Origin of the sequence: Bordetella sp. N (assembly GCF_001433395.1) — a bacterium.
Classification (GTDB): Bacteria; Pseudomonadota; Gammaproteobacteria; order Burkholderiales; family Burkholderiaceae_B; genus Bordetella_C.
On record NZ_CP013111.1, the window covers coordinates 1,273,157 to 1,290,931 of the forward strand.

Sequence of the window (17,775 nt, forward strand, 5' to 3'; positions counted from 1 at the left end):
CCTGGCCACAGGACAGGGATGGCCATGCACGTGCGCGGCCAGACCCTGCGCATGCCGTCAGCGCGCGGTGAGATGCGCCGTCTGGATCATCTGGCTGAAGGTGTTGGTCTCGCCCGCGATGAAGGTCGCGCTGGCCTTGGCGTCGCGGTTGCCGGGCACGGGCGTGACACCCAGGTCGGCCAGCTTGGGCGCCATGTCCTTGGACAGCATGATTTCGCGGATATCCTTGTTCAGCTTGTCGACGATGGCATCCGGCGTATGAGCCGGCGCAGCGATCGTGAACCATGCCGTGAAGGCATACCCCGGCAGGCCGTCCTGCGCGATGGTCGGCACGTCGGGCAGGCTGGGCGCGCGGGTCGCGCTGGTCACGGCCAGGGCCTTCAGCTGGCCCGATTTGATCAGGGGCAGCGCGGTGGGCAGGTTTTCGAACATCAGTTGCAGCCGGCCGCCGACCAGGTCGGTCAAGGCGGGGCCGCTACCCTTGTAGGGGATGTGCGAGATGTCCGCATGGGATTGGTACTTGAACAGTTCGCCGGCCATGTGCGTGGACGAGCCGAAGCCCGCGGAGCCGAAGAACAGCGTGTTCGGATGAGCCTTGCCTTCGGTGATGACGTCGCGGGTATTGGTCAGCGGGCTATCCTTCGGCACGACCAGGACGTTGGGCAGTTCGGCCAGCACCACCACGGGCTTGAGGTCCTTGGAGGGGTCGTACTTCAGGTTGGGATAGATTTTGTAGGTGGAGTGGATGCCGATGGTGCCGAACAGCAGGCTGTAGCCATCGGGTTCGGAACGGGCCACGTTCTCCGCGCCGATGTTGCCGCCCACGCCGGGACGGTTCTCCACGATGACGCTTTGCCCATACTTCTCCGACAACTTTTGCGCGATCAGGCGGCCCAGCACGTCGGCGCTGCCGCCGGGAGCGAGCGGCACGACCAGCCGGATGGGTTTGGAGGGATAGGTGTCGGCATGGGCTGCCGGCGCCGCGCAGGAGAGCAGGGCCGCGAACGCGGCTGCCGCCGTCGAAGCAAAGAGGTTCTTCATGATTCCGCCTTGTGTTGGGTTTTTTTTTAAGAATTATGGGCAGCGGCGGGGTCTGCGCATAATTCTTTTACAGGCACACCCTATGCAAAATGATCATGGGCGTTTACCCGTATCCGGGGGCGTGCGTTCAATGCGTGGTGGCGATGCCTTCTAATTGTGTGGCGGGCAATAGCGCGAAGGCTTGCTTCATTGCGCGGGTTTCCTCACCGGGGCTGCGGCCGAACAAGCGTTTGAACTCGCGGTTGAATTGCGAAGCGCTTTCGTAGCCGACGCGTGCGCCCGCGGCAGCGGCGGTCAGGTCGTCGCGAATCATCAGCAGGCGCGCCTGGTGCAGGCGCACCGACTTGATGTACTGGATGGGCGATGTACTGGCCACCGCCTTGAAATGCGCGTGGAACGTGGGCAGGCTAAGACCTGCTTCGCGCGCCAGGGTCCCGACATCCAGCGCCTGCTCATAATCATTGTGGATGCGGCGCAGGGCGCGGGCGATGCGGCCGAAGTGGCCCTGGCTGGCCAAGGCGGCGCGGATGGCGCCGCCCTGTGCACCGATCAGGACGCGGTAGCACAACTCGCGAACGATGCCGGGTCCCAATATCTGAGCTTCCCTGGGTGATGACAGCGCCTGCAGCAGCCGCACGGTGGTGTCAGCCAGCATGGGGTCCAGCGGCGTGGAGACGATGCCCATGGGCGCGGCTGGGGTGGGGACCGGCTCCTCCTGGTCCAGCGCCATGACCAGATCGGCGATGGCGGTCATGTCCAGCCGCAAGGAGATCGCCAGCAAGGGTTCTTCGGGCGTGGCTTCGGTTTCGGTGGAGAAGGGCAGCGGCACCGACAGCACCAGATAGTGTTGGGCGTCGTAGTGATAGACGCGGTCGGCCAGGTAGCCCCGCTTGCTGCCCTGGCACACGATCACGATCATGGGTTCGTAAAGCACCGGCGTGCGTCCCAAAGGATGGTTGGCGCGCATGAAGCGCACGCCGTCGAGCAGGGAGCGGGTGTAGCCCTCGTTGGGCGCCAGTTGTTCGATCAATGCCGCCATCTGGCGTTGGGCGGGCGAAGAGGGCTTGGACATGGTTCGGAGGATGGCGTGAGGTGCCCAGCCAAGCTGCGGCGCGACACCCGCTGGATCAAATCGAGCAATGATTGTGCCATTTCCAGCGGTGAAAAATGCCTGTCGAAAGAGAAATAGGCAATCATCGCAGAGTATCCGGTCTATTAGGGGCGCGCGGCTTTTCTTAGCATTACTACCTGAAGTTCGTCGTGGCGCCGGGGCTGTTCCCGGTCCTGCCGTGGCGAACAGCCATCAGGAGTCGCCATCCATGAATATCTCTGACACCCAACATTCGCAGCCGGCCGCCACGTCCAAGGTCTGGTTCATCACCGGCGCCGCGCGCGGCCTGGGACTCGCCTTGGCCCGCCAGGTGCTGGCGCAAGGCCATCGTGTGGCGGCAACGTCGCGCAATCTGGCCAGCCTGCAAAACGCCTTGATTGAGGGCAGTGACCGCGTCCTGGCACTGGAAGTGGACCCTGTGTCCGAGTCCGCGGTCCGTGCGGCCATCGAACAGGCCATCGCCACCTTCGGTCGCATCGACGTCATCGTCAATAACGCCGGCTTCGGACAACAAGGGGCCATCGAGGCCTTGAGCGATGCGGAGCTGCGCCGCAACCTGGACGTCAACGTCTTTGCGCCCATGCACGTGCTGCGCCACGCGCTGCCGCATCTGCGCCGGCAGCGCGGCGGACATATCTTCAACATCGCGTCGATCGCCGGTTTCCACGGTGGCTATGCCGGTTGGGGCAGCTATATCGCCGGCAAGTTCGCGCTGGCCGGGTTGACGGAAACGCTGGCGGCCGAAGTGGCCGAGCTGGGGATCAAGGCCACCGTGGTCTATCCCGGGCCCTTCCGCACGGAATTCCTGACCAAGGACAGCCTGGCGACCGCGCAACAGGCCATCGCGGATTACACGCAGGCGCAGGCCTCGCTGGACCTGCACGTAAACACCATGGATGGCCGCCAGGCGGGCGACCCGGACAAGCTGGCTCTGCTGCTGTTGCAGGCGGCCAGCGTGGCCGAACCGCCGCTGCATCTGTTCGCCGGCCGCATCGCCAATGAACTGGCCGAGCAGAAGATGGCGGCCGTGCAGAAGGACATGGCGGCCTGGCGCGGTGCGTCGGATGCCACGGATTTTCCGGAAGGGGCGTGACGGGCGAGGCGCGGTCCACATGCGTAGTTGCTCACGGAGCAGCCACGCAGTGAATCAGCGGAGCAATGGGCGGTCACGCGGCGCCGCGGCTGCGTGGCCGCGACACCACGCCACCCGCCGCCGTCAATCCGCCGGCAGCAAAGCCACCGGGAAATCCGCCAACGCTTCCGCCAACGGCAGGATGCTGTCCGCGCCGACCCGGCGCTCGCGCCCGCTCAGGGCGTCACGCAGGACGGCGCCCGCGTAGCGATGGGGCAGCACCACCGCGGTGCTTTCCCAGAAGGCAGGATCGATGCGCGGAATGCACAAAGCCGCATCGCTAGCCCCGCCGGCTGTGCCGACATCCCCATCGTCGACCCGCAGATGCGCGCCGACCAGGCGGGGCGCCAGCACGAACACCCGCTGGTCGCCCAGGCTGCGCACGAAGGCGATGATGTGGTCGCCGCGCGGCCCCAGCACCGGCAGCGGTACGTAACTGCCTTGCGTGTAGAGATCCGGCCGCGCGCGGCGCGCGGTTAGGGCGCCATGCACCACGGCCTGCTTGATGCGGCCGCTGCGCCAGTCAGCCAGCAGGCCGTCGACGTCGCCGGCATCCAGCGTAGCCAGGGCCGCCGCGCGAGCGTCATAGTCCACGGGACGCCGGTTGTCTGGATCCACCAGGCTGAAATCCCAGAATTCAGTGCCCTGGTACAGATCCGGGATGCCCGGCGCGGTCAGACGCAACAGGGTTTGGGACAGGCTGTTGACCGCCCCGGCCGGCGCCAGGCGCCGCGCGAACGCGGCCACGTCGTCGGCCGCGCCAGGCTGCATCAGCTCCAGCAGCGCGTCCGCGCAGGCTTTTTCATAGGTCTCGTCCGGCGCCACCCAACTGGTGCGCACCTTGGCTTCGCGCAAGGCCTTGAGCTGCCAGGCGCCGAGGCGTTCCGCATAGGCGGTCAGCCCGGCGGCGTCATCGGGCCGCAAGTCCAGCGGCCAGGCCCCGACCACGGTTTGCAGCAGCATGTACAGATCGGCGGGGTGCGGCGCCAGCTGGCCGTGGCCGTTGTAGGTGGCGGGCGCGTGGCTGTGGATCCAGTCATGCGCGAAGCGGCTCCAGTCTTCGTGGCACTCGCTCAAGGCCATGATGCGGGTGCGCGTGTCCTCGCCACGCTTATGGTCGTGCGTGGCAGTGGCCAGCATGGCGCGGGGCAGGCGCCGCGCGCGTGCCGAACAACGGCGATGGAAAGCCTCCACGGCCAGGTGGAAAACGGCCGGATCGGCGCCGACCTCGTTGCGTGACAGTAGCCGGCCGTAGCGGTAGAAAGCCGTATCCTCCAGCGATTTGGCCGTCAGCGGCGGCGTCAATTGCTGGAAGCGGCGTGTCGCCAGCTCCCGCGCGGCCCGCTGGTCGGCGGGCAAGTCGCGCGCGGGCTGACCGCCCAGCCACTCGCCCATGGCCTCCAGCAAGGGGCCGTCGTCACCATCGCGATCGACGCGGATGCGGGCATACGCCGCCGCCGCGGCAGCATCGAAGCGCACCTGGTCAAGCGCATGACGGCCGTCGGCATCGGCATAGGTGCGATACACCGGGAAGGCGCGCAGCAACTGCCACAGCACGCGCAGGATGGCAGCCTGGCCCCAGTCGCGCGTCTTGGGATCCAGCGTGGCGACCCGATGCAAGGCCCGCGCGGCGGCGAAGCGCTCGGCGGGGAAGTGGCGCAACAACATCAGCTCGCGAGCTTCGTCCGCCACTTCGGCGAAGGTCCGGGTATCGCGCGCCAGGGTTTCCCAAAGATCGGTGATGGGACCCACGCCGGAAGCGTCGTGCAGCACGGCGCCGACCTGGTCCATGAAGTCGTAGCCGGTGGTGCCGTCCACCATCCAGCGCTCGTCCAGGACCTCGTCGTTGCCCAGGATTTTTTCGATGATCAGATAGGGCGCCTGACCGGCCAGGGAGCCCGGGCGGCGCGCCGAGCGCGCATTGAGCTCCGCGCGCAGGTGCTCGCAGTAGCCGATGGGGTCGCTCAGGCCATCGACGTGGTCGACGCGCAGGCCGTCGATCAGGCCCTCTTCGTAGAAGCGCAGCACCATGGCATGCACGGCATCGAAGACGTCGGCGTGTTCGACGCGCACGCCGATCAGGTCGGTGATCTCGAAGAAGCGGCGCCAGTTGATCTCATCGGCGGCACTGCGCCACCAGGCCAGGCGGTAAGCCTGTCTTTCCAGCAATTCGTGCAGGCGTTCGCGGCCCGCCGGTGTGGTGGGGTCGTACGCGTGGGCAGGGTCGGGCACGTTGGTGTCGACGCTGCCATCGGCGAGCGGGTAGCGGGCGCCGGCCGCATCGATATACCAGCCGGCGTCGCCCAGGCGCAGGCGGATGTCGCCATCCTCCAGCGCCACGCCGTAGGGCTTGCCAAGAAAGGGCGCCAGCACTTTGCCGTGCAGGCCGCTGTCGGCGGGCTCCCAGTCGATGTCGAACCACGTGGCGTGGGGGCTGGCGCGGCCATCGCGCAGCACGCTCCACCACCAGGGATTGTCAGGGCTGGTGGCCATGTGATTGGGCACGATGTCCAGGATCAGGCCCATGTCGTGCGCGCGCAGGGCCTGCACCAGGCGGCGCAGGGCGGCTTCGCCACCGAGTTCCGGATTGACCTGGCCATGGTCGACCACGTCATAGCCATGGGTGGAGCCCGCCCGTGCGCGGGTCAGGGGTGATGCATAGACGTGGCTGACGCCAAGCTGCGCGAAATACGGTACCTGGGCGACGGCATCGTCCAGGGTATAGCCTTCGTGGAATTGCAGGCGCACGGTGGCGCGGGGCGTCCCGGCGGAGCCGGGGGCGGCGGGCGAGGCGGGGCGGCGGGGCGTCATGCGTGCCCCCGGCGGCCGAGTTCAATGGCATCCACACGCGCGCGCACGGCCGGGTCATCGAAGAGTCTTTCCACCTCCGGGTCCAGGCGGCGGCGCCAGTTGGGATGCGTATCTATGGTCCCGGGCAGATTGGGCTGTTCTTCCAGGCCCAGGATGTCTTCCACCGGCACCAGCATCAGCGGCACGGGCGTGCTGGCGACGTAGCGCAGCACGGCTTCCGCGGGCGCGTCGGCCGGCGGTTCCGCCGGCAGGTCGTGGCCGATGCAGCCCGCTTCGCGCAAGGCGTGCCACAGCGCGCCGCGGTCCCGTTCGCGTTCCTGGTGCAGCGCTTCGGCGCTTTCGCCGTCGCCCAGCAATTGCAGGTGTTCGCGCCAGCCTATGTCTGTGCCGCGCCACCAGCCGACCACGGTGGGAAGGTCGTGCGTGGTGGTGGTGGCGATGGCGGCGCCCGGCCAGTAGCGGGGCTGCTGGAAGGGCGCGGGATTGCCGGCCCAGCCGTCGCGCTGGAACCAGAGCACGTCCATGCCCAGCATGCCGGCCTGCTCGATGCGATGGTTGAAGCCATCCGGCACGGTGCCCAGGTTCTCGCCGATGATCAGCGCGCGGTGGCGCCAGGCCTCCAGGGCCACCAGGCGCAGCATGTCGTCGAGCGGATAACGCAGATACGCCCCGTCCCTGGGTGACGCGCCTTGCGGCACCAGCCACATGCGGGCCAGGCCCAGCACATGGTCGATGCGCAGGCCGCCGGTATAGGCAAGGGCCGCGCGCAGCATCTCGATGAACGCGGCGTAGCCGGTCAGGTGCAGGGCGCGCGGCGAAAAGGCGGTCAAGCCCCAGCCCTGGCCATGCGGATTGTAGATATCGGGCGGCGCGCCCGGCGACAGGCCCTCAAGGATGTCACCCTGCCGGCTCCATGCATGGCTGCCGCCAGGGTCGGTGCCCACGGCCAGGTCGCCGATCAGGCCGATGCCCATGCCGGCCGTACGGGCCGCCTGCTGGGCGCCGGCCAGGCCTTGCGCGGCCAGCCATTGCAGGAAGATGTGGAAAGCGATGTCGCGTTCATGGGCGTGGGCATAGGCGCGCACGCCGGCGCCGGTGGGGTCGCGCAGATCGGCCGGCCAGTGACGCCAGTCGGTGGCGTCGCCCAGCGGCGGCAGGTGGCGGGCGTGCAGCGCTTCGAAACGGGCGTGGCTTTCCAGGGCTTCGCCGCCGGCGATGCGAAAGCGCGTGAACGCATCCTGCAGGTCGCTGTGGGCGTCGTCGCGGAAGTCATCGTAGAGGCGCCGCATGACCTTCAGGCGCGTGCGCGCCACGCCGGGCCAGTCGATCAGCGCCAGGCCGTCCAGCCGCAAGGCTTCATCGCCCAGGCCCAGCCCGCTCAAGGCGCTGCCGAGCGCGGCCTCGCCCAGCACGGCGGCCGGATCGATGTAGAGGGTGTTGAGAAACAGCCGGCTGGAGGGACCATAGGGACTGTAGCGCCCCGGATCGGCGGCGAACATGGCGTGGACGGGGCTGATGGCCAGCGCCGCCGCGCCACGCTGGCCGGCCGTGGTGGCCAGCCGCGTCAAGGTCGTGAAATCGCCGATGCCCGCCGCGTTGACGGGATCGCCGCGATGGTCGCGGCGCAGGCTGTAGAGCTGGGCCGCCAGGCCCCAGGCGCGCGGGTGCTCGCTTTCGAGCAGTTCGCCGACGCTGGGGCTGCGCGGCGGGACCACGGCAATCTTGCGGCGCCAGCTGCCGGTTTCCAGGATGTAGTAGCCGGGGGTGTCGATGCCGGCCAGGCGTGTGCGGCCATCGCCGCTGTCATGGGCCGCGACACTGCGCTGCTCGCCATCTTCGCCGAGCAACAGGTAGGTGGTGTCGGGGCGGGCTTCGAACTCGATCGGCGCGCCGGCGTCGACGATCAGCAAGCCGCCAGTCTGTCCTGCCTCGTTCCGGACGCGCGCCGCGCTTTCGCGGATCTGGGCGTCATCCGCCGCCGGCAGGCCCAGCCTGTCCAGCAGGGTGCGCAGCACGTCGTCAGCGACGCGTTTGGGCTGGCCGCGCGCGTCCACCCAGTCCACCGCGATGCCGGCTTGCGCCGCCAGGTCGGCCAGTTCCGCGGAACTCGAACCATCGATGCCAAGGGTAGTCATGCGTATTCCTTTAGGTCCGTCATCATGCGGACGTCTGTAGCAGTGCAAGCGTGCAGCCGCGCCACAACAAGCCTTCGTACAGCGCGGTGCCCGCGCCGCTTTCGCTTTCGTACAACAGGGTCTGATCCGCCAGGTCGACTTGCAGCCAGTCCGGACGCAGGTCGACCCCGCCCAGGTTGGTGTAGATCGACAGCACGCTGCCGTCACCCAGGCGCCATTGGGCCACCACCGCGCGCATGCCCAGCACGTGCGCGCCCAAGGCCTTGGCCCCGTCCAGATGGGGCACGATCGCGCGGGCGCGCAGGTTCAGCAGCTCGGTGTAGATGGCGACGACGTCCGTGTCGGCCGGTGTGTCATAGGGATTGGAATCGGTGTAGGTGGCGGGATCGTTGGGATCCGGAATGCGCGCCCGCGTGGCCGGATTGGCGAACGCGCGGAAGCGCTGGAATTCCTTGCGACGGCCTTCTCGCACGGCCTGCGCCAGGTCGGCGTTCGCATGGTCGGTGAAGTAGAGGAAGGGCGTCTTCGAGCCGCGCTCCTCGCCCATGAAGATCAAGGGAATCTGCGGCGTCAGCAATTGCAGCGCGGTGGCGGCCTTGAGCACGCGGGCATCCTGCAGCAGGGTCCCCAGCCGGTCACCCAGCGCGCGATTGCCGGTCTGATCGTGGTTTTGCAGGAACAGCACGAAAGCGGTCGGGGGCAGCAGATGACTGCGTTCGCCACGCGTTTCGCCACCCCGGTGACGCGACGGCTGACCTTGATAGACGAAGCCTTCCGTCAGCGCCCGCGCCAGGCCTTGGGCGGGCTGCTCGACATAGTCTTCGTAATAGCCTTCGCTTTCGCCGGTGAGCAGATGGTGCAATACGTTGTGGGCGTCGTCGTTCCACTGCGCGTCGTAGCCATGCTGCAGGGGATGCACCTGGTTTTCCTCGTTCTCCAGCACCAGATGGACGTGGCGGCCGGGTTCGACGTTACCGCGCACGAAGGCGGCCATTTCCTCCAGCCAGCCCACATCCTTGATGGCGTGGACGGCGTCCAGCCGCAGTCCGTCGAAACGATACTCGGTCAACCAGTAGAGCGCGTTCTCGGCATAGTACTGGCGCACCTGCGGGCGGCGGAAATCGATGGCCGCGCCCCAGGGCGTCTGCAGGTCTTCGCGGAAGAAGTCGGCGGCGTAGGCATTCAGGTAATTGCCGTCAGGGCCGAAGTGGTTGTAGACCACGTCCAGGAACACCATCACGCCCAAGCCGTGTGCCGTGTCGATCAGGTGCCGCAGTTCATCCGGTTCGCCGTAGGCGCGATCGGGCGCGTATGGCAGCACGCCGTCGTAGCCCCAGCTGCGTGAGCCGGGGAAATCGGCAATGGGCATCAGTTCGATGGCCGTGATGCCCATGGCCGCCAGTTCGGGCAGGCGCGCTTCGATGCCCGCATAGCCGCCCGCCAGGCCGGCATGGAGTTCATAGAGCACGGTTTCCTTCCACGGCCGTCCGCGCCATTCAGGGTGGCGCCAGGCATAGTCGGCGCCGGGCGCCACCACGACGCTGTCGTCGTGGACATCGTGCGCCTGCAGGCGGGACGCGGGATCGGGCACGGCCAGGTCAGGGCCGACCCGGTAGCGGTAGCGCGTGCCGGGCTCGCAGCGCTTGTCGATTTCGTAGAAGCCGTCGGCCAGGGCGCGCATGGGCAGGGGCTCGGCGCCGGCGATCTCCAGGCTGACGCCGTTGCGCGCATTGGGCGCCCACAGGCGGAAGCGAGTCTGGCCGTCAGCCTGGCGGATGGCGCCATGGCAGCCAGACACGGCGGGATCCGGGGATGTCATGAATGCTCCTTGGAGCGCGGCACGCCGCTGAAGAGGGCGATGCCATGCGCGTGCAGATTGAAATGATGGCCGTGTACGTGTTCCGCGGGCGCGGCCGGCCGGCTGGAATCGAGGAGCATGCGCCATGCCGTGCCCTCATCGGGCAGGACGAAGACCACGTCGCCGTGGCTGCCGTTGAGCAGGGTCAAGGTGACGTCCAGCCCCTGTTCGCCCGCCACCACGCGCCGCACGGCCAGCGCACGGCCTTCGCCGTCGTGCCAGGCCTCGTACGTCATGGTCTGGCCGTCGACGTCATACCAGGTGATGCCTTCCATGCCGGGCGCGACTTCGCGGCGACCGTTGACGTAGTTGTTGACGCGCAGGCTGGGGTGGTTGCGGCGCGCGGCCGCCAGTCGGCTGACGAAGTCGATCAGCGCACGGCCCTCGTCGGTGGTGGCCTGCCGCCAATCCAGCCAGGACACGGCGTTGTCCTGGCAATAGGCATTGTTGTTGCCTTGCTGGCTGTTGCCGAATTCGTCGCCGGCCAGCAGCATGGGCGTGCCGTAGGACAGGAAGGTGGATGCCAGCAGGGAACGTTGCACGCGGCCGCGCATCTCCTCGACGAGGCGATCGTCGCTGGGGCCTTCCACGCCCCAGTTGTGGCTGTAGTCGTTGCTGTGACCGTCGCGGTTGCCTTCCAGGTTGGCTTCGTTGTACTTCTGGTTGTAGCTGACCACGTCGCGGACGGTGAAGCCGTCATGCGAGGCCACGAAGTTGACCGAGGACCAGGGGCGCCGATGGCGGCGATCGAACACGTCGCTGGAACCGGCCAGGCGCTCCGCCATTTCGCCGCGCATGCCGCCGTCGCCACGCCAGAATCGACGCGTCGAGTCGCGAAATTTGTCGTTCCATTCGGCGAAGCCCGGCGGCTGGCTTCCCAATTGATAGCCTTCGGGACCGATGTCCCAGGGCTCGGAAATCAGCTTCAGGCGCGACAGTGTCGGATCTTGCAGGATGGCGTCGAAGAATCCCGCACCGGGATCGAAACCGTGGCCTTCCCGGCCCAGGGTCACGCCCAGGTCGAAGCGGAAGCCGTCGACGCGGTAGGCGCTGGCCCAATGGCGCAGCGAGTCCATGACCATTTGCAGGACGCGCGGGTGCGACAGGTTGACCGTGTTGCCACAGCCGGTGTCGTTGATGTAGTGCCGTTCGTCGCCGGGAACCAGGCGGTAGTAGCTGGCATTGTCCAGGCCGCGCCACGACAGGGTGGGGCCCGTCTCATCGCCTTCGCAGGTATGGTTGTAGACGACATCCAGGATGACTTCGATGCCGGCGGCCTGCAGGCGGCGGATCGCCATGCGCAGATCGTTGGGACCGCCTTGGCGCAGGTAAGCGGGCTCCGGCGCGAAATAGGACAGCGTGCTGTAGCCCCAGTAGTTGGCCAGCTGCTTCTGCACCAGGAATTTATCCTGCAGGAAGGCCTGCACGGGCAGCAGCTCGATGGCGGTGACGCCGATCTTGTGCAGATGTTCGATGAAGCGCGGATCGGACAAGGCGGCCGCCGTGCCGCGCAGATGGGTGCGGACCTCTTCGCGCCGCATCGAGACACCCCGTACATGCGCTTCATAGATGACCGTGCGTTCCCACGGCGTGGGTGTACGGCGCCGCTCGCCCCAGTGGAAGGCGTTGTCGGTGACGACGGCCTTGGGCATGGCGGGGGCGCTGTCGCGGCGGTCCTGGGTCAGGTCGCCGCGCGGACCGCCCACCCGATAGCCGAACAGCACGTCGGACCAGCGCGGCGGCCCCGTCAGTTCGGCCGCGTACGGATCCAGCAGCAGCTTGTGGGGATTGAAGCGGTGGCCGTGCCTGGGATCGTAGGGGCCATAGGCCCGGTAGCCGTAGACCAGGCCGGGCGCCGCATCCGGCAGATAGCCGTGCCAGATTTCATCGGTGCATTCCGGCAAGGGCATGCGCTGCAATTCCTTGCGGCCCCGCTCGTCGAAAATGCACAAGTCGATACGGCTGGCATTCGCGGAAAAAACGGCGAAATTGACCCCCAGGCCATCGCTGGTGGCTCCCAGCGGATAGGGGTGACCGGGCGCCAGCCGGTCGGGAAGCACGCCGGACATGGACCTTTACCCTTCGAGTTGGAAGATCACCGTGGCGAGGGGCGGCAGCGTGACCGACAGGGATTGCTCCCGTCCGTGCGCGGCGACGGGGTCCGTATGGCGGGCACCGCCGTTGCCCATGCCGGAACCGCCGTAGTCGCCGGCATCGGTATTGATGCGCTCCAGCCAGCGGCCGGCGCGCGGCACACCGATCCGGTAGTCCTCGCGCGGTACCGGGGTGAAGTTGCTGATGGCCAGCACCAGGGAATCGCCGTCCTTGCGCAGCATGGCGAACACGCTGTTGGCATAGTCGTCGCCGATGACCCATTCGAAACCGCTGGGGTCGTGATCATGGCGGTGCAGGGCGGGCAGTTCGGTATAGACGTGGTTGAGGTCGCGCATCAGCTTCTGCACGCCGCGATGGAGCGGGTCGTCCAGGGAAGGCCAATCCAGCGACGCATCGTGGTTCCACTCGCGTTCCTGCGCGATTTCGCCGCCCATGAACAGCAGCTTCTTGCCCGGATGGCTCCACATATAGCCGTAATAGGCGCGCAGGTTGGCGTGGCGCTGCCAGCGGTCGCCAGGCATCTTGTTCAGCAGCGAGCCTTTGCCGTGCACCACCTCGTCATGCGACAGGGGCAGGATGAAGCGTTCCGAGTACGCGTAGACCATGCCGAAGGTCATGTCGTTGTGGTGGTAGCGGCGATGCACGGGATCGACATGCATATAGCGCAGGGAATCGTGCATCCAGCCCATGTTCCATTTATAGGAAAAGCCCAGGCCGCCGTCCTCGATACTGGCGGACACGCCAGGCCAGGCGGTCGATTCCTCGGCCACGGTAATGGCGCCCGGGCACAGTCGATGGACGGTCGCGTTCATGTCGCGCAGGAACTCGACGGCTTCCAGGTTTTCCCGGCCGCCGTGGCGGTTGGGGATCCACTCGCCAGCCTTGCGGCTGTAGTCGCGGTAAAGCATGGAAGCCACCGCATCGACCCGCAGCCCGTCGATGTGATAACGGCGCACCCATTCCAGCCCGCTCGCCACCATGAAATTGCGGACTTCGGTGCGTCCCAGGTTGTAGATCAGCGTGTTCCAGTCGGGATGGAAGCCTTCGCGCGGATCCTGGTATTCGTACAAGGCGGTACCGTCGAAGTGCGCCAGGCCATGCGTATCCGTCGGGAAGTGGGCGGGCACCCAATCCAGCAGCACGGCCAGCCCCGCCGCGTGGCAGGCATCGATGAAGGCGGCGAAATCGTGCGGCGAGCCATAACGCGCGGTGGGGGCGAACACGCCCAGCGGCTGATAGCCCCAGGAACCGCCGAAAGGATGCTCCATGATGGGCATCAGTTCCAGGTGGGTGTAGCCCAGGTCGCGCGCATAGGGCACCAGGCGTTTGGCCAGTTGGCGCCACACGCATTCGCCGTTGTCGTCGCCGTCGCGCGGCAGCCAGGAGCCCGCATGCACTTCGTAGACGGAGATGGGCGCATCGGGGGCCTGGCGCGCGCCGCGGCTTTCCATCCAGGCCTGGTCGGTCCACGTGAAAGGCGTGGGGTCGGGCACGATGGACGCGGTGGCGGGCGGCGCCTCGGTCTGGCGGGCCAGCGGGTCGGCCTTGAGCGGCAACAGATTGCCCTCGGCGCCGACGATCTCGTACTTGTAGCGGGCGCCGGCCTCCAGGCGCGGAACGAAGATTTCCCAAACTCCGGCGCTATGGCGCAGCCGCATGGCATGGCGCCGGCCATCCCAGGAGTTGAAATCGCCCACCACGGACACGCGGCGGGCATTCGGCGCCCAGACGGCGAAGCGGACGCCGCGCACGCCGTCGATTTCCATGACATGGGATCCGAGGCATTCCGCCAGATCTTCGTGGCGGCCTTCCGAGATCAGATGCAGGTCCAGGTCGCCCAGCAGGGCGCCAAAAGCGTAAGGGTCTTCGGTAACCTGTTCGGCGCCTTGCCATTGGATCCGCAGCCGGTAGGCCGTGGCCTGGCCCGGGGCCACGCCATCGACCAGGGCGGAATACATGCCGTGGCGGATATGGGTCAGGGGCCATTCCTTGCCGTCTTCGCCAACCAATATGGAGACCCGCTCAGCATTCGGAACCAGGGCGCGCACCCAGGTGCGCGTGCCGTCGACGTGCGGTCCCAACACATGAAAAGGATCGGAGTGGCGCCCGGCCAGCAAGTCGTCCAGCGCGTCGTGCGCGCCGTGGTCGACGGGCGGGCCGTTTTGGGTAGCGCCGGGAGAGGACGAAGAGCCGGTAGTCATGACAGGGTATTCCTGAAAATCAAGTGTTGGGGGTGGGGGCGCCGGCATCGGACAGCAGGCGGGCGGCCAAAGCGGCCAGTCCGGCAAGCGGGATGCCGACCCAGTCAGGCCGGTGCGACGCTTCGTAGCGCACCTCGTAAGCGGCCTTCTCGATGAGTGCCAGGTCGATCAGGGCAGTTTCGACCTGCGGCGCCATCCAGGGATTTTCCGTAGCATGCGCCACTTCGCGATAGCCGGCCAGGAAGGACTCGCCCGCGGTGACGCGGAAGCGGTCGATCAAGGCCAGACGGCGCTTGTGCAGTTCCTGTTCCGCCACCTGGCCGTCGGCGTCGTCGGCCTTGCCGGGACCGGTGCCATTGGCCAGGGTGGCCGCCGCATAGTCGAAGGAACGCAGCAGGCCGGCGACGTCGCGGACGGCGCTGGTCTTGGCGCGCCGTTCCTCCAGCGACCGGGCGGGTTCGCCCTCGAAGTCGATCAGGTAGGCGTCGCCTTGCGCGGCCAGGACCTGGCCCAGGTGGAAGTCGCCGTGGATGCGGATGTGCAGCGTGTCTTCCTCATTGGCCGCGAGATCGCGGATGACGTCGGCCAGGGTATCGTGCTGCTGGATCAGCGTGGCCGCACGCTCGGCATTGGTCGCGTCGAGACGGCCCAGATTCGCCTTGAGCGTGGCCAAGCCCTGGTCCAGCATGGCGATCACATCCTTGGCGCGCTGTTCGGCGTCCTGGCGCGTGGCACGCTTCGGCGCGAATGCGGGATCGTCGGTGGGCAGGGCCAGGGCGGCATGCAATTCGCCAAGACGCTTGCCCATGGTGTGCGCGAAGTTGATGTAGCCGCGCAGGTCTTCATCGTAGTCCTGCGCGCTTTCAACCGTGAGCGACGACGAATCCAGCGTGCCCTTGAGGAAGTTCAAGGTCCAGCTCCACGCATCGCCCTGGTTGTTGATCATCTGATGCATCAAGGCCAGGGTGTGCGGCGTGCCGTCTTCGTCGACGCGCTGGATCTCGCCCAGCAGCGGCGCGCCATTGGCATAGCCCACTTCCGTCAGCCGCCGGGTCATTTCCGCTTCCGGATGCACGCCGGGAACGATGTGGCGGATCAGCTTGAGCATCATCAGGCCGCCCAGGGTGACGGAGCTGTTGGACTGCTCGCCGGTGAACCACTTCACTTCGGCGTCGGCCGGCAACTCGATCTTGTCCAGGCCCGGCTCGCCGCGGAAGCGCAGCACCGCGGGCGGGTGCGCCTGCGGCACGGGAATCTCGCGGCGGTCCCGCAGGCCCTGGACCAGGGAGTGGATGAAGGACGGCAGCGTGTAGGCGTCGGTGACGAAACCCATTTCGGCGCCGCGGCGCACGCGCGCCAGCGCGTATTGCTGCGCCATGGGCGGCATGGTTTCACCCCAGATCAGCGCCACAGGCAGCAGGAAGCGCGCGGGCTTGCCGTCGAAGTCGACCTGGATCTCCGTGATGAAGCATTCGTGTTCGCCGCCCTTGATCTGCGCGGCGTAAGCCGCCTGCGCCATCTTCACCTTGCGGTCCTTCGGATACCAGCGCTGGCGTGACAGATACAGCGGCAGCACGTCCTGGCGCAGGGAACGGACGGCGCCCTCGGTCAGCTCGTAGCCGGTGCGGCCGCGCAGCACCAGGGTGTAGTACTCCGGCATGCGTTCAGGATGGGTGGCGTGCCACTCCGGCGGCGACGCGCTGGCGCTCAGGTCGAACCAGTAGAAGCCGTAAGGCGGCAGGGTCAGCAGATACGTCAGTTCACCGATGGCGGGGAAGGGCGTGCCGCCCAGCAATTCCACCGGCACCCGGCCGGCCAGCGCCGACAGGTCCAGCTCCACGGGCTGCGAGGCGCGCGACAGGTTGGCCACGCACAGGATGGTGGTGTCCTCGTACTCGCGCAGATAGGCCAGGATGTTGCGGTTGCCGGGGAACAGGAAACGCAAGGTGCCGCGGCCGAAGGCCTGGGTCTTGGCGCGCGTGGCCAGCATGCGGCGCGACCAGTTCAGCAGCGAATGGGGGTCGCGCTGCTGCGCTTCCACGTTGACGGCCTCATAGCCGTACAGCGGTCCCATCAGGGCCGGCAGGGGCAGGCGTTCCGGGTCGGCACGCGAGAAACCGCCGTTGCGGTCGGGCGACCATTGCATGGGCGTGCGCACGCCGTCGCGGTCACCCAGATGGATGTTGTCGCCCATCCCCAGCTCGTCGCCGTAGTAGATCACCGGGGTGCCGGGCATGGACAGCAGCAGGCTGTTCATCAATTCGATGCGGCGGCGGTCGCGTTCCATCAGGGGCGCCAGGCGGCGGCGGATGCCCAGGTTGATGCGCGCGCGGCGATCGGCGGCGTAGGTGTCCCACAGATAGTCGCGTTCGTTGCTGGTGACCATCTCCAGGGTCAGCTCATCATGGTTGCGCAGGAAGATGGCCCACTGGCAGAGTTCCGGAATGTCCGGCGTCTGCCGCATGATGTCGGTGATGGGAAAGCGGTCTTCGCGCGCGATGGCCATGTACATGCGCGGCATCAGCGGGAAGTGGAAAGACATATGGCATTCGTCGCCGTCGCCGAAATATTCCTGCGCGTCTTCCGGCCACTGGTTGGCCTCAGCCAGCAGCATGCGGCCCGGATATTCCTTGTCCAGTTCCGCCCGGATCTTTTTCAGGATGGCGTGCGTTTCCGGCAGGTTTTCGTTGTTGGTGCCTTCCCGTTCGACCAGATAGGGAACGGCGTCCAGCCGCAGACCGTCCACGCCCAGGTCCAGCCAGTAACGCATGACGCTGATGACTTCCTTCAGCACCTGCGGATTGTCGAAGTTCAGGTCGGGCTGATGGGAGTAGAAGCGATGCCAGAAATAGGCGCCGGCGACGGGGTCCCAGGTCCAGTTCGACTTTTCCGTGTCAAGAAAGATGATGCGGGTGCCGGCGTAGGCCTGGTCATTATCGGACCAGACGTAGAAATTGCGGGCGGCCGAGCCCGGCTTGGCCGCGCGGGCGCGCTGGAACCAGGGATGCTGGTCCGACGTGTGGTTGACGACCAGCTCGGTGACGACGCGCAGGCCGCGCGCATGCGCCGCCTTGATGAACTTGCGCACGTCGGCCAGATTGCCGTAGTCGGAGTGGACGCCGCGGTATTCGGCGATGTCATAGCCGTCGTCGCGGCGCGGCGACGGATAGAAAGGCAGCAGCCAGATGGTGTTTACGCCCAGCGACGCGATGTAGTCGAGCTTCTCGATGAGGCCGGCGAAATCGCCGACGCCGTCATTGTTGGCATCGAAGAAGGACTTGACGTGCAACTGGTAGATGACCGCGTCTTTGTACCAGAGGGGATCATCGTGATTGGGGCTGTTGACGTGGTTATCTGACATGCCGATATCC

Annotated in this window: 9 protein-coding genes; 1 reads left to right on the plus strand and 8 read right to left on the minus strand. The window is 67.0% G+C overall.

Translation table 11 applies throughout. The features are described from left to right. Positions 1-57 precede the first annotated feature (57 nt). Together ASB57_RS05575 and ASB57_RS05580 are read right to left on the minus strand one after the other, a co-directional pair. Entirely contained in the window at positions 58-1,041 is a 984-nt protein-coding gene (locus ASB57_RS05575) for a tripartite tricarboxylate transporter substrate binding protein (protein ID WP_057651262.1), read from the minus strand. 127 nt (positions 1,042-1,168) lie between these two features. Continuing rightward, entirely contained in the window at positions 1,169-2,113 is a 945-nt protein-coding gene (locus ASB57_RS05580; protein WP_057651264.1) for an AraC family transcriptional regulator, read from the minus strand. A gap of 247 nt (positions 2,114-2,360) precedes the next feature. Here ASB57_RS05580 and ASB57_RS05585 point away from each other — a divergent pair, with 247 nt between their 5' ends. After that, on the plus strand, positions 2,361-3,245 hold the full coding sequence (locus tag ASB57_RS05585; RefSeq protein WP_057651266.1) for an SDR family NAD(P)-dependent oxidoreductase: 885 nt from the start codon (positions 2,361-2,363) through the stop codon (positions 3,243-3,245). A 123-nt stretch (positions 3,246-3,368) separates the two neighbouring features. Here the strand turns inward: ASB57_RS05585 and treY are convergent, their stop codons facing one another. The 6 genes from treY to treS are packed head-to-tail and all read right to left on the minus strand — an operon-like array spanning position 3,369 to position 17,765. Beyond that, the gene (gene treY, locus ASB57_RS05590; protein WP_057651268.1) at positions 3,369-6,095 is read right to left on the minus strand and encodes a malto-oligosyltrehalose synthase; all 2,727 of its coding nucleotides are present in this window, start codon (positions 6,093-6,095) and stop codon (positions 3,369-3,371) included. After that, positions 6,092-8,230, minus strand: a complete 2,139-nt coding sequence (gene malQ / locus ASB57_RS05595; protein ID WP_057651270.1) for a 4-alpha-glucanotransferase — start codon at positions 8,228-8,230, stop codon at positions 6,092-6,094. The genes treY and malQ overlap by 4 nt, the downstream gene beginning before the upstream one ends. A gap of 22 nt (positions 8,231-8,252) precedes the next feature. Then, positions 8,253-10,049, minus strand: a complete 1,797-nt coding sequence (gene treZ, locus ASB57_RS05600) for a malto-oligosyltrehalose trehalohydrolase (protein ID WP_057651272.1) — start codon at positions 10,047-10,049, stop codon at positions 8,253-8,255. Further along, complete coding sequence (gene glgX, locus ASB57_RS05605) at positions 10,046-12,157, minus strand: glycogen debranching protein GlgX (RefSeq protein ID WP_057651274.1); 2,112 nt, start codon at positions 12,155-12,157, stop codon at positions 10,046-10,048. The genes treZ and glgX overlap by 4 nt, the downstream gene beginning before the upstream one ends. A 6-nt stretch (positions 12,158-12,163) precedes the next feature. Next, positions 12,164-14,404, minus strand: a complete 2,241-nt coding sequence (gene glgB / locus ASB57_RS05610) for a 1,4-alpha-glucan branching protein GlgB (RefSeq protein WP_082621394.1) — start codon at positions 14,402-14,404, stop codon at positions 12,164-12,166. 19 nt (positions 14,405-14,423) lie between these two features. Further along, on the minus strand, positions 14,424-17,765 hold the full coding sequence (gene treS, locus ASB57_RS05615) for a maltose alpha-D-glucosyltransferase (RefSeq protein ID WP_057651277.1): 3,342 nt from the start codon (positions 17,763-17,765) through the stop codon (positions 14,424-14,426). Between the last annotated feature and the right edge of the window lie 10 nt (positions 17,766-17,775).

Excerpts from the sequence above, each read along its gene's own strand:
- treY (WP_057651268.1), bottom strand. The coding sequence starts at position 6,095 with ATGACGCCCCGCCGCCCCGCCTCGCCCGCCGCCCCCGGCTCCGCCGGG.
- glgX (WP_057651274.1), bottom strand. The coding sequence starts at position 12,157 with ATGTCCGGCGTGCTTCCCGACCGGCTGGCGCCCGGTCACCCCTATCCG.
- malQ (WP_057651270.1), bottom strand. The coding sequence starts at position 8,230 with ATGACTACCCTTGGCATCGATGGTTCGAGTTCCGCGGAACTGGCCGAC.
- ASB57_RS05575 (WP_057651262.1), bottom strand. The coding sequence starts at position 1,041 with ATGAAGAACCTCTTTGCTTCGACGGCGGCAGCCGCGTTCGCGGCCCTG.
- ASB57_RS05580 (WP_057651264.1), bottom strand. The coding sequence starts at position 2,113 with ATGTCCAAGCCCTCTTCGCCCGCCCAACGCCAGATGGCGGCATTGATC.
- glgB (WP_082621394.1), bottom strand. The coding sequence starts at position 14,404 with ATGACTACCGGCTCTTCGTCCTCTCCCGGCGCTACCCAAAACGGCCCG.
- treS (WP_057651277.1), bottom strand. The coding sequence starts at position 17,765 with ATGTCAGATAACCACGTCAACAGCCCCAATCACGATGATCCCCTCTGG.
- treZ (WP_057651272.1), bottom strand. The coding sequence starts at position 10,049 with ATGACATCCCCGGATCCCGCCGTGTCTGGCTGCCATGGCGCCATCCGC.
- ASB57_RS05585 (WP_057651266.1), top strand. The coding sequence starts at position 2,361 with ATGAATATCTCTGACACCCAACATTCGCAGCCGGCCGCCACGTCCAAG.